The organism is Mycobacterium sp. (assembly GCF_035697385.1).
Taxonomy (GTDB): domain Bacteria; phylum Actinomycetota; class Actinomycetes; order Mycobacteriales; family Mycobacteriaceae; genus Mycobacterium.
The window spans coordinates 1-12,506 of record NZ_DASSCY010000084.1; the positions used below are offsets into that span (position 1 = coordinate 1).

Sequence of the window (12,506 nt, forward strand, 5' to 3'; positions counted from 1 at the left end):
TAGCGGCGACGCCGGCGGCGGCCCGTGCCGAAAATGCTGCGGGTGATTTCGCGGCCGATGACGGTACCCGCCGAGCGCATCGCGCTCTTGAATGCCGGGCTGTCCATCATCTTTTCGAGCATGCCGGGCTCGGCGGTGTCCCGCGACTTCACCTCGCCCGAGGTGCTCGCTCCCCCGGGTTCGACGGGCAGCGGAGGCGGCAGCGACTCGGGCGACGGTGCCTCAGGCGGCGCCAGCCTCGCGTTGAGCCGTTCGTACGCCGAGTCACGGTCGACGGTCTGGCCGTACTCGGCCTGCAGCGTACTGACCTTGGCCGCTGCTGCGATGGCGTCGGGTCCGATGGTGTCCATCAGCGAGCGCGGTGCCCGCATCCTTGTCCATGCCACCGGCGTCGGCGCGCCGTTCTCCGAGAGCACGGTGATGATCGCTTCCCCGATGCCCAACGACGTCAACGCCGACTCCAGGTCGTACACATCGGTTTTCGGGTAGGTGCGGACCGTCTTCGACAGCGCCTTCTGGTCATCGGGGGTGAACGCGCGAAGTGCATGCTGAACGCGTGCGCCCAGCTGGGACAGCACATCGTTGGGCACGTCGGTCGGCAGCTGAGTGCAGAAGAACACGCCGACACCCTTGGACCGGATCAGCTTCACGGTCTGCTCGACCTGTTCGAGGAAGGCCTTGGACGCGTCGGTGAACAACAGGTGCGCTTCGTCGAAGAAGAACACCAGCTTGGGTTTGTCGATGTCACCGACCTCGGGCAACGTGGTGAACAGGTCGGCGAGCACCCACATCAGAAACGTGGAGAACATCACCGGCCTGGCGGCCTGGTTTCCCAGTTCGAGCAGGCTGATGATCCCGCGCCCCTGGGCGTCGACGCGCAGCAGGTCCTTGGGTTCCAGCTCGGGCTCACCGAAGAACGTATCGGCGCCCTCTGCCTCGAGGTTGACCAGTGCGCGCAGGATAACCCCCGCCGTCGCGGGTGATACCGCGCCGAGCGCCTTCAGCTCGGGCTTGCCCTCGTCGCTGGTGAGGTATTGGATGACCGCCCGCAGGTCCTTGAGATCGAGCAGCGAGAGACCCTTTTGATCGGCCCAGTGGAAGATCAGGCCAAGCGTGGACTCCTGAGTTGGGTTGAGCCCCAGCACCTTCGATAGCAGGATCGGGCCGAAGCTCGTGATCGTCGCGCGCACCGGCACGCCGATGCCCGACGTGCCCAGCGACAGGAACTCCACCGGATAGGCCGTCGGCGTCCAGTCGTCGCCGGTGTCTTTGGCCCGCTGCTGGACCTTGTCGCCGGGCTCGCCCTGGCGGGACAGGCCCGACAGGTCGCCCTTGACGTCGGCCATCAAACACGGCACCCCGGCCGCGGACAGCTGCTCGGCCATCACCTGCAGCGACTTGGTCTTGCCGGTTCCGGTAGCGCCTGCGACAAGGCCGTGCCGGTTGACGGTGGCCAGCGGGATGCGGACCCGCGCCGCCGCGTCGCAGACCCCGTCGACGACGACGGTGCCCAGCTCCAGCGCCTGGCCCTCGACTGCGTATCCGGCGGCGATCTGCTGTGCGGGAGTGGCTGTCGACTCAGTGGTCATGATCGAAAACAGTACTGTGAGCGTCGTGCGTGAAGAACTGGTGTGGATCGACTGTGAGATGACCGGGCTTGACCTCAAGACCGACCGGCTCATCGAGATCGCGGTGCTGGTCACCGACGCCGACCTCAACATCCTCGGCGAAGGCATCGACGTGGTCATCCATGCGCCCGACGAGGCCCTGGACTCGATGATCGACGTCGTCGCCCAGATGCACGCCCGATCAGGCCTGGTCGAGGAGGTGCGCGCGTCGACCATCGACCTGGCCGCCGCCGAGGAACTGGTGCTCGACTACATCCGCACGCACGTGAAGCAGGCGAAGACCGCCCCCTTGGCCGGCAACTCGATCGCCACCGACCGCGGGTTCATCGCGCGAGACATGCTCAAACTCGACGAATACCTGCACTACCGCATGATCGATGTCAGCTCGATCAAGGAGCTGTGCCGGCGGTGGTACCCACGCATCTACTTCGGCCAGCCGGAGAAGGGCCTGGCGCACCGGGCGCTTGCGGACATCCACGAGTCGATTCGGGAGCTGAAGTATTACCGGCGCACCGCGTTTGTCGCGCCGCCGGGCCCGTCGACCAGCGATATCGCCGCGATAGCCGCAGAGCTAGGGACGCCGGGCGGCGGCCCGGACCAAATCGATTCGGCTGCGGAGCGTCCAAGCGGCTAAGATCAACGGCGCTGTGCTGCCCACGCGGCTCGCAGCAATGGTGGCTGTAGTTCAGTTGGTAGAGCACCAGGTTGTGATCCTGGGGGTCGCGGGTTCAAGTCCCGTCAGCCACCCGAAGTGAAGCGGGCGCGCCGACTCAGATGTTGGCGTTGCCCGCTTTCCATTGGTCCCACGGGATGTTCCAGTCGCCAAGCCCATCGGTGCCCGGCAGCGTCGAGCCCACAGTGTTGACGATCTCCACGACGTCACCGCGCTTGGAGTTGTCGTAGAACCACTGCCCATTGCTGGTGCTGACGTTGATGCAGCCGTGGCTCACATTGCTGTAGCCCTGGCTGCCGACCGACCACGGCGCGGCGTGCACGTAGATACCGCTGTAGGAGATCTGCGTGGCCCAGTCCACCTCCGTGCGGTATCCGTTGGGCGAGTTCGTCGGTACGCCATATGTGGACGAGTCCATCACCATGTGCGACAGACGGTCACCGACGATGTAGGTGCCGTTGTTCGTGGGCGTGCTGCTCTTTCCCATCGATACCGGCATGGTCTTGATGACCTCGCCGTTGCGCGTCACCGTGAGCGTCTTGGTGTTGTCGTCGACCCTGGTAATCACCTCGTCACCGACGGTGAAGTGAGTGGTGACGTTCTCCTGGCCGAACAGCCCGTCGCCAAGGTCGACGCCGTAGGTGTTGACCGCGACCTCCACCGTCGTTCCCGGCTTCCAGTAAGCCGCTGGGCGCCAACGCACTTCCTGATTGTTGAGCCAATAGAACGCACCCTGCACCGGTGGGTTGGTCTTGACGACGATGGCTTTCTGGGCGGCCAGCCGGTTCGAAATGTTCTCGTCGAACCGGACCGCGATCGGCTGCCCGACACCGACTACCTCGCCGTCGTTGGGCAGCACGTACGGCATCGTCAGGTTTTCCGGCGAGTGGGTCTCGAACGTCATCTGCTGACTGGTGACGCCACCGAGGCCAAGTGATTGTGCGGTCAGGGTGTAGCGCTCGTTGTAGCCGAGCGGATCGGTGGTGGCCCACGTCAGACCGTCGCGGCTGAGCTGCCCGGCGACCGGACCGCCGTCCTCGTTCACCATCGTCACGGCCCCGAGCACGCCGTCCTCGGCGCTGACGGTGACCGGAGAGTCGACGCTGACGCCGACGGCCCCGTCTGTCACCGATGCGGTCAGCTTGGGCACAAGCAGGTCGCCGAAGGGGGTGCCCTTGTCGGTGATCACCTGCGGCGGCGGTGGAGCCGAGTTGCTGCTGCACCCAGACAGCCCGAGCACGATGAGGGGCACCAGCGCCGCCGCCACGAACCCCAAGTGCCTCCTATGCGGACGGGCCACCCGTCGGACCTGCCACATGCTTTGCTCCACCTCGCAACCAGGGATCTAAAAATTCGGTGATTCTTGGCAATAGTCTAAGGGCAACTTCGAATGGGGGCGCGACGGCCGAGCCGCAGCACTGCGGCGGCCTGCGCTTGGGATTTCACCCTGCGCCGTGGGGCCTGTTATTGTCGCACACGCGCGCCGTTAGCTCAGTTGGTAGAGCAGCTGACTCTTAATCAGCGGGTCCGGGGTTCGAAACCCTGACGGCGCACTTAAGTGTGAAATTCGCCTCTGTTGAGGCCGACGCCCGCGGTTTGGCTCCGCATGCGGCGCGACGCCAGTAAAGCGATCAAATCGTTATGTCGGCGTCTGCCGTCTACACCACACGTAGTTGCGGTTGACGCAGGCGTGAATTTTGACTGGACCGCGTGCCCTGACCTGCCAGAAGTGTGCTGCAATCCGCATAACCCTACTTATGCTGCGGATCCCGAGCCTCGAAAAGGGATCGTTGCGGAAACAAGCTCATCCGCAGGTACCCCCGTTTCAAGCTGCTACGAAGCGGGTACTGATGCTAGAGTTCAGTTAGCTGAGATTCGCCGCTGGGAGACATGACCAGCGGTAGGCGATACGAAACGAGGACTTAGCTGATGTCGCAGATGAGCGCATCAATTTCGTCGGCTGCACCGACCGTGCACCCAGCCGACGAGATAACTGCGCAGCGACCAGTCGCGGTTCACAGCTGTAGTCGCCTCGGCCGGGTCGCTAACCCTCCCACATTCTCTTTCGCCGACTGGTTCCGCTCGGCACGCCGGCGCTGAGCCGTCAGCGCTGCCTGATCCTGCGGATGACGAGAACGACAATCACCGCGCCCACTCCGGCCAGTGAGACGGCCACCGCGGGCTTCTTGACGAATCGCGTCAGTCCCGCCTTGAGGTCGTCGGCAATCCTGCTCGGATTGGCCCGCTCAGCGAGGGAATCGACGGTCGTCGCCAACTGATCGCGAGCCTGATCGATCTCCTGCTTGATGGTGTCGGGATCTCGGTCCGCCACTTCTACCTCCACGCCCGCTCCAAGTCTGACTGCCTTGCCGAATACCCTAGATCAGCACGCACTCTCCTGAGTGCACCGGTCGTACGAGAAGGACTAACCACGCATGCCACAGACACCGCGACTCGAGGTGGGCGATAAAGCCCCCGGCTTCAGCCTGCCCGACGCCGATGGCAACACGGTCAAGCTGTCTGATTACAAGGGCCGCAAAGTCATCGTGTACTTCTATCCGGCCGCATCCACGCCGGGATGTACCAAGCAGGCCTGCGACTTCCGTGACAGCCTTTCCGAGCTCAACGGCGCAGGGCTGGACGTTATCGGCATCTCCCCCGACAAGCCGGCCAAGCTGGCCAAGTTCCGTGACGCGGAAGAGCTGACGTTTCCGCTGCTGTCCGACCCGGACCGCGGGGTTCTGACCGCGTGGGGCGCCTACGGCGAAAAGACGATGTACGGCAAGACAGTTCAGGGCGTCATCCGCTCCACGTTCGTCGTCGACGAGTTGGGCAAGATCGCCGAGGCGCAATACAACGTGCGGGCGACCGGCCACGTCGCCAAGCTACGACGCGACCTGTCGGTCTGACGCCAAATACTCGAGCAGCAGCGCCTCGGCTGTCGCCGCCCGTTCCAGCACGCCGAGGTGCAGGCTCTCGTTGACGCTGTGAGCTTGTGTCGCAGGGTCTTCCACGCCGGTGACCAAGATCGTCGCCGACGGGAAGGCGGCGGCGAACTCGGCGATGAACGGGATCGAACCGCCCACACCGGTATTCACCGGCTCGTTGCCCCAGGCCTGCCGGAAGGCGGCGCGGGCGGCGTCGTACACCGGGCCGCGAGCGTCGATCGCGTACGGCTGACCCATGTCGCCCGGCGTGACGGTCACCTGCGCGCCCCACGGCGCATGCTGCTCGAGGTGTCGCGTCAACGCTGCCAAGTGCTTACGTGCGTCGCCGCCGGGCGCGACGCGCATGCTGACCTTGGCCCGCGCCCTTGGGATCAACGTGTTCGACGACGCCGCGATCGACGTGGTGTCGATGCCGATGACCGTGATCGCCGGTTTCGCCCAAAGCCGTTGCGGCACTGAGCCGGAACCGATCTCGGACACCCCGTCCAATAAGCCCGCCTCCTCGCGGACCCGCTCAGGCGGAAAGTCGACATCGGCCGCGACGCCTTCGTATACACCCGTCACCGCGACGTTGCCGTCGTCGTCGTGCAGGCTGGCAAGCAGCCGCACCAGCGCGCTGAGCGCGTCGGGCGCGACACCGCCCCACAAACCCGAGTGCAGACCGTGATCCAGCGTGGCCACCTCGACAATGCAGTCGGCCAGCCCGCGAAGGGACACCGTCAGCGACGGCACATCGGTGCTCCAGTTGTCGGAGTCGGCGATGACGATCACGTCCGAGGCCAGCGTGTCGTGGTGCGCGGCCAGCAGTTTGGACAGCGACGGCGAACCCGATTCCTCCTCGCCCTCCACAAACACCGTGACACCGACAGGCGGCTTGCCGCCGTGCGCCCGAATCGCCGCCAAATGCGTTGCAATGCCAGCCTTATCGTCGGCGGTGCCACGGCCGAAAAGACGGCCGTCGCGCTCTGTCGGCTCGAATGGCGGCGACTGCCACTGGGCGTGGTCACCCTCGGGCTGGACATCGTGATGGGCGTACAGCAGCACGGTCGGTGCGCCCGGCGGCGCCGGATGACGGGCGATGACCGCGGGGGCGCCGCCTTCGCTGACGATCTGCACATCGTCGAAACCCGCGTCGGACAGCAACTTTGCGACGGCCTCCGCGCTGCGCTGCACCTCGGGACGGCGGGTCGGGTCGGCCCACACCGACTCGATGCGCACAAGGTCTTCCAGGTCGCGCCGCACGGACGGCAGCACTTCACGCACCCGCTCCACCAAGTCACTCATGGAGACGAGATTAGCGGGCCGCTCAGCGCGGCTAGCGCTCCTCGAGGATCGCGACCGCCGCCGCGGTGTCGGCCTCATGGGTCAGCGACAGATGGATCGTCACGTTCTTCAGGTGCTCGGCGATCGCTCCGGTGAGCCGAACCTTCGGGCGGCCCCACATGTCGGTGATGACCTCGATGTCGCGATGGATGCCTTCCGGCAGCACCGGCCGTTTGGAGAACCGCGAGCCCGACCACGCCTTGATGACCGCTTCCTTGGCGGCCCATCGCGCAGCCAGGTGCCGAGCCGCCGACGAACTCTTGTCGGCGGCATCACGGCGCTCACCTGGCGTGAAGGTCTCGGAGAACACCGTGCCAGGCTGGTCGACCTGCTCGGCGAAGTCGGTGATGGAGACCAGATCGATCCCCACCCCGACTATCGACATGCCGAGAAACCTAGCTCATGCCATCCGCTGCTCGCGCAGGTGCTCATCGCACGTACACGTCGCCGTCGCCGAGCCTCGACGCCGGGTCGAGAAGCATCTCGGCCTCCTGCCGCTTCTCCGGCGCGTCGCCGCTGAACCTGCGGTCGGCAGGCTTCTCGTACAGCGGCCGCCCACCGGCGATCGCCGACGCCAGCCTGCGCTGACCGGCCAGCACGCGGGCATCCGCGCGCTCCTTGTAGGCCTGCCGCTCCTCGGCAGACAGCGCGGCGAGGAAGGCCTGCGGGTGCACGAGCGCGACCAGGCCGGACACGTGACCGAACCCGAGGCTGGTGACCAGCCCCGCCTTCAGCGGGAACTTCTCGCCAAGCCGCAGCGTGTCGCGCAACCAGACCAGGTGGGCAGCGCCGGCGAGTTCGTCGTCGACGCAGTCCAGGCTGCGGTTCGGCGGGATCACGCCGTCGCGCAGGATCTGGCACAGCCCCATCATCTGGAACGCCGCCGCTCCACCCTTGGCGTGGCCGGTGAGGCTCTTCTGCGACACCACGAACAGCGGTGCGCCCTCGGAGCGACCCAGCGAGTCCGCCAGCCGTTCGTGCAACTCGGTCTCGTTCGGATCGTTGGCCAGCGTCGAGGTGTCGTGCTTGGACACCACGGCGATGTCGTCGGGACCAACGCCCAGCTTGGCCAGCGAGCGCGCCAGCTGCGAATCCTTGCCGCCGCGGCCGGCGCCAAGCGCACCGAGCCCCGGAGCGGGGATCGACGTGTGCACACCGTCGCCGAACGACGACACGTACGCCACCACGGCAAGCACGGGCAGACCCATCTTGACGGCGAGGTCGCCCCGGGCCAGCAGGATGGTGCCGCCGCCCTGGCTCTCGACGAACCCGAGCCTGCGCCGGTCGTTGGCGCGTGAGAACTTCGAGTCGCTGATGCCCTTGGCGCGCATCATCTCGGTGTCGGCGGTGGCCGCCATGTCACCGAATCCGATGATCGCCTCCAGCGTCAGGTCGTCGTAGCCACCGGCCACCACGAACTCGGCCTTACCGAGCCGGATCTTGTCGACGCCCTCCTCGACCGATACCGCGGCCGTCGCGCATGCGGCGACCGGGTGGATCATCGAGCCGTAGCTGCCGATGTAGGACTGAACCACATGTCCGGCAAAGACATTCGGCAGGACTTCCTGAAGGATGTCGTTCGGCTTGTTCCTGCCGAGCAGGTTGCCGTGATACATGGTCTGCATCGACGTCAGCCCGCCCATACCGGTGCCCTGCGTGCTGGCCACCAGGCTCGGATGCACCCAGCGCATCAGCTCGGACGGGGTGAACCCGGCCGACAGGAACGCGTCGACGGTCGCGACGATATTCCACAGCGCCACCCGGTCGATCGAGTTGGCCATGTCCTGGCTGATGCCGTACACGGTCGGGTCGAAACCGGTGGGGATCTGCGCGCCGACGGTCCGTGAGAGCTTCACCTTGCGCGGCACACGAATCTCGGTGCCCGCCTTGCGGGTCACCTGCCAGTCGGTGCTGTCGGGAACCGGCACGGCCACCGTGTGCTCGGGATCGAACTGCACGAACGCGCGGGCGTCTGTCTCCGACGACACCACGAACGTGAAGTCCTTGTCCAGGAACACCGAAACCAGAAGCGGCGCTGCGTGATCGGGATCGATCGCGCCGTCGTCGACGAACTCACGGATGCCGACACGCTCGACGACCGCGTCGTGATAGCGCTCCACCAACTCGCCCTCGTCGACCAGGTCGCCCGTCTCGGCGTCGTACCAGCCGGGGGTGGGATCGTCTTCCCACTTGACCAAGCCGGTGGTCCACGCCAGTTCGAGTACGCCTGCCGCCGACAGCTCGGAATCGACCTCCATCTCGAAGCGCGTCCGCGAGGAGCCGTACGGCCCTATCTCGGCGCCACCGACGATCACCACCAGGTCGGCCGGGTCGACGTCGAGGTCGTCCCATGCCGGCGGCGGCGCCGCCTTGTAACCACGTGGCGGCGACGGCAGCGCGCGAACGGTTCCGTGGGCCTCGTCGGCCTCGTCCGTCCGATCCTCTGACGTCATCTCCTCACGAGCCTTGGCGGCCAGCTCGGCCATGTCGAGCTCGACGTCGGCCAATCCCCCGGTCAGGTCGACCCGCAGCGGCTCGTGCGCCGCCGCAACCTTGGACTCGATGTCGCACAGGCCCAGCAGCATGCTGGCCATCTCGTCGGTGGTGTAGGTGATGACGCCGGCTTCCTCGACCGCACCGACGATGGCGTCGTTGTGGCCCATCAGGCCGGTGCCCTTGGTCCAGCCGATCAGCGCGTGCGCCAACGAGACTCGCTGCGCCCACGACGACTCGGCCTTCCACCGCGAGACCACCGCGTCGAGCGCGGACTTCGCCTCACCGTAGGCACCGTCACCGCCGAACATGCCGCGGTTCGGCGACCCGGGCAGCACGACGTGCAGCCGTGCGGCGATGTCTCGCTCCGAACCGATGTGCGACAGGCCGCCGATGAGCCGCTGCACGGCCCACAGCAGAACCTTCATCTCCATCTCGGAACGCGATCCGGCATCCGAAAGGTCGCCGGCCACCCGCGGCGCCGCGAACGGGAACAGCAGCGTCGGCGTCTGGGCATCCTTGAGGTGAATCGATTGCGGCCCAAGGCTTTCGGTCTGCTCGCTACCCACCCATGACACCAGCGCGTCAATGTCGTTGTAGGACGCCATGTTCGCGGGCACCACCCAAAGCTTGGCGCCAAAACGGGCACTGTCGCGGTAGAGGGTGCGGTAGAACGCCAACCGGTCGTCGTCGAGCTTCGACGTCGTCGCAATGACAGTCGCGCCGCCGTCCAGCAGCTGGGACACCACCGACGCGGCGATAGAACCCTTTGACGCGCCGGTGACTACCGCGACCTCGTCGCTGTAGCGACCCTTGCCGGGGTTCTCCGCACCCGCAGCGGCGCGGCCATACAGCGACGCGTGGACATTGCGTCCGGCCGCAAGAGCCTTGCCCTGCCACCAGGTGGCCTGAGTGCCGACGATGTGTCCGGCGCCCTCGAACCGCTCCGACAGACGCGGCCACTCTGCGTCGATCTCGCTCTCCTCGAGCACCCACAGCTTCGCCAGGTCCTCGCGCGCGCTGGCCCAACGGTCGTCGAACAGCACGGCCTTGCGGCCGTCGAACACCGGAGCCACCAATCGCGGCCAGTCCGAACCGAGTTCGGCCGTCACCAGGTCGATGAGCTCCGCGTCGGTCGCCTCCGGCGCGCTGACAGGGGTATCCAGGCCGAGCTGGCCGAGGATCAGGCGGGCCGCAGAAGCCAGCACACCGTTCGGGCCCGTGACCTGCTCGGCGAACTCACCCAGCGCGGCGCTATCCACCACGCCGCCACCTCCGCCCGCCGCCGACGGCAGCGAAACCTGCACGCCTTGGCGGGCGCCAACTGCGGCCACCGCGGCGTCGATGACCTTGTCGACCGTTGCGACGTCGGCCAGCGCACCGTCGTGCAGACCGCCGAGCGATCCGCCTCGAACGCTGGAGCCCTCGCGGGTGCCCAGCGCCACCTCGACCGTGACGTGCTTGACCCAGCCTTCACCGAGTTCCCAGGTCTTCTTGACCCGCTCGGCGATGTAGGCCGGACGCTTGCCGGAGGGGCCGAGCACCGTACGCAACTGGTCGTTGACCGCGTCGGAAAGCACTGGGCCGTAAGGCTTGTAGGTCCTGGCCAGCTTGGTGACCTGAGTCTTCAGCCCGGCCAGATCAGCCTCGGCCGCACCGTCGATGGCACCGAGGTTGAGTTCGGAGCCCAGGTCCACCAGCAGCTGGTTGCGCCGCGACGACGCACCGTCGGTGATCGACTCGATGGAATCCAGCGGCTCGATCTGATCGATCCGCATCTTCGCCGACAACGCAATCAGCGCCTGCGTGGCATCGGCTGCGCTGTAAGCGATGTCATCCGGACGCGGGCCACCACTCGGTGCGGCCGGGGCCGCGGGGGCCGCCGGTGCCGCCTCGACCGGTGCCGCCGCAGCAGCGGGCTCGGCTGCAGGCGAGTCACCCTCGTCGTGGTCCTCCGGTTCGGGATCGGTGTCGGTGGCGAACAGCACCGCGGCGTCGCGTTCCGAGTTCAGCACTTCGGTTGTGTTGTGCGAATACTCGGGCAGCTTGAGCGTGTTGGTGGCCAGGCCTGCGACCGTCGGCGCGGACTTGACGCCGATCTCGACGAACCGCTCGATACCGAGACCACCCGCGGCCTCCTCGATGAAGAGCAGATCCTGCGTCTCGATCCACCGCACCGGGCTGGCGAACTGCCATGCCAACAGCTCGATGACGATCTTGCGGCACAGCTCGCTCGGCTTCTCGTTCCGCCACGTGTCGTAGTCAGCGAGGATCTCGTCGAGCGGCTCGGCAGGCACCAGATCGCGGATCTCCTGGATGAAGTCGCGGTCCAAGGTGAACGGCCGCGGCACCAGGTTCGGGATGTACTTGCCGACGAGCAGGTCGGGATCCTTGTCGCGCGGCATGACCCGCTCCAGCGAGCGCCGGAAGTCGGCAACGCCGACCCGTAGCACAGAGGAGTGGAACGGCACGTCGATGCCGGGCACCAGAATGAAAGATCGCTTGCCGCCGCTGATCTCGCGGCGCCTCTCGACCTCTTCCTCCAGCACTTCGAGGCCGCGCACAGTGCCGGCGATGGCGTACTGCGAGCCGCGCAGGTTGAAGTTCACGATCTGCAGGAACTCGCCCGTGCGCTCGGAGATGCCGTCGATGAAGGCCGGCACGTCGTCGTCGTCGAGATCGATCTGCGACGGCCGGATCGCGGCCAGCCGGTAATTGGACCGGCCCATGTGATCGCGGGGAACGATGTCGTGCATGTTGGAGCCGCGGCTGAAGACCACCTCCAGCAGGGCCTCCACGTCGTAAACCCCACTGACGCACGCCAGCGCCGTGTACTCGCCGACGGAGTGCCCGCAGGCGATCGCGCCCTCGACGAACGCACCCTGCTCGCGCATCTCGGCCACCTGCGCGGCGGCCACCGTCGCCATCGCGACCTGGGTGAACTGTGTCAGGTACAGCACGCCCTCGGGGTGCTGGTAGTGAACACCGCCGGCGATCAGGCTGGTCGGGTTGTCACGCACCACGTGCAGCACCGAGAAGCCGAGCTTGTCGCGGGTGAACTTGTCAGCCGAATCCCACACCTTGCGGGCGGCTTTGGACCGGGCACGCACCTCCATGCCCATGCCCTTGTGCTGAATGCCCTGGCCGGGGAACGCGTAGACGGTCTTCGGCGCGGCGAGCTGTGCGGTGGCCGACATCACCAGATCGCCCGCAACCTTCGCGGTGACCTCGACGATCTCTGCGCCACGGTCGATTCCGACCCGGTCGACCCTGAAGTCGATCTCGTCGCCGGGCAGCACCATGCCGAGGAAGCGTGACGTCCAGCCGACCACTCGCGACGGGGGCGCGGGCTTGCCGTCGGTCGCGGCGACCACATGCTGGGCGGCCGCGGACAGCCACATGCCGTGCACGATGGGCGATTTCAGACCTGCCAGCAGTGCG

At 66.6% G+C, this 12,506-nt stretch carries 8 protein-coding genes and 2 tRNA genes; 4 read left to right on the forward strand and 6 right to left on the reverse strand.

Features of this window, described 5'->3' with window-relative positions; translation table 11 throughout:
• Positions 1 to 1,589: helicase HerA-like domain-containing protein (locus VFH65_RS07525; RefSeq protein ID WP_353320528.1), on the reverse strand; the 1,589-nt coding region annotated here is incomplete at its 3' end.
• Between the two features lie 25 nt (positions 1,590 to 1,614).
• Between VFH65_RS07525 and orn the strand changes: the two genes are divergently transcribed.
• A complete protein-coding gene (orn, locus tag VFH65_RS07530; protein ID WP_353320529.1) occupies positions 1,615 to 2,262 on the forward strand; it encodes an oligoribonuclease in 648 nt (215 codons plus the stop codon).
• A 40-nt stretch (positions 2,263 to 2,302) separates the two neighbouring features.
• Positions 2,303 to 2,375 (forward strand) — tRNA-His (locus tag VFH65_RS07535).
• A 23-nt stretch (positions 2,376 to 2,398) separates the two neighbouring features.
• Here VFH65_RS07535 and VFH65_RS07540 read toward each other — a convergent pair.
• Positions 2,399 to 3,619, reverse strand: a complete 1,221-nt coding sequence (locus VFH65_RS07540) for a L,D-transpeptidase (RefSeq protein ID WP_353320530.1) — start codon at positions 3,617 to 3,619, stop codon at positions 2,399 to 2,401.
• 162 nt (positions 3,620 to 3,781) lie between these two features.
• Here VFH65_RS07540 and VFH65_RS07545 point away from each other — a divergent pair.
• Positions 3,782 to 3,854 (forward strand) — tRNA-Lys (locus VFH65_RS07545).
• Positions 3,855 to 4,405: 551 nt separating this feature from the next.
• On the opposite strand, the gene VFH65_RS07550 is transcribed toward VFH65_RS07545, so the two are convergent.
• On the reverse strand, positions 4,406 to 4,633 hold the full coding sequence (locus VFH65_RS07550; protein ID WP_353320535.1) for a DUF3618 domain-containing protein: 228 nt from the start codon (positions 4,631 to 4,633) through the stop codon (positions 4,406 to 4,408).
• A gap of 103 nt (positions 4,634 to 4,736) precedes the next feature.
• On the opposite strand from VFH65_RS07550, the gene bcp reads away from it, so the two are divergent.
• Positions 4,737 to 5,210 carry a thioredoxin-dependent thiol peroxidase gene (gene bcp, locus VFH65_RS07555; RefSeq protein ID WP_353320531.1) on the forward strand — a complete coding sequence of 158 codons (474 nt, stop codon included), beginning with the start codon at positions 4,737 to 4,739 and terminating at the stop codon, positions 5,208 to 5,210.
• Here the strand turns inward: bcp and VFH65_RS07560 are convergent.
• From VFH65_RS07560 to VFH65_RS07570, 3 genes are all read right to left on the reverse strand, one after another.
• The gene (locus VFH65_RS07560) at positions 5,187 to 6,533 is read right to left on the reverse strand and encodes a dipeptidase (RefSeq protein ID WP_353320532.1); all 1,347 of its coding nucleotides are present in this window, start codon (positions 6,531 to 6,533) and stop codon (positions 5,187 to 5,189) included. The two genes, bcp and VFH65_RS07560, sit on opposite strands and share 24 nt — an antisense overlap.
• A gap of 31 nt (positions 6,534 to 6,564) precedes the next feature.
• Positions 6,565 to 6,957, reverse strand: a complete 393-nt coding sequence (locus VFH65_RS07565; RefSeq protein WP_353320533.1) for a holo-ACP synthase — start codon at positions 6,955 to 6,957, stop codon at positions 6,565 to 6,567.
• Positions 6,958 to 7,000: 43 nt separating this feature from the next.
• Positions 7,001 to 12,506, reverse strand: a 5,506-nt coding sequence (locus VFH65_RS07570; protein WP_353320534.1) for an acyltransferase domain-containing protein, incomplete at its 5' end; no start/stop codon positions are given.

Coding starts and splice junctions, on each gene's coding strand:
- VFH65_RS07565 (WP_353320533.1), bottom strand. CDS start 6,957: ATGTCGATAGTCGGGGTGGGGATCGATCTGGTCTCCATCACCGACTTC.
- VFH65_RS07560 (WP_353320532.1), bottom strand. CDS start 6,533: ATGAGTGACTTGGTGGAGCGGGTGCGTGAAGTGCTGCCGTCCGTGCGG.
- VFH65_RS07540 (WP_353320530.1), bottom strand. CDS start 3,619: ATGTGGCAGGTCCGACGGGTGGCCCGTCCGCATAGGAGGCACTTGGGG.
- bcp (WP_353320531.1), top strand. CDS start 4,737: ATGCCACAGACACCGCGACTCGAGGTGGGCGATAAAGCCCCCGGCTTC.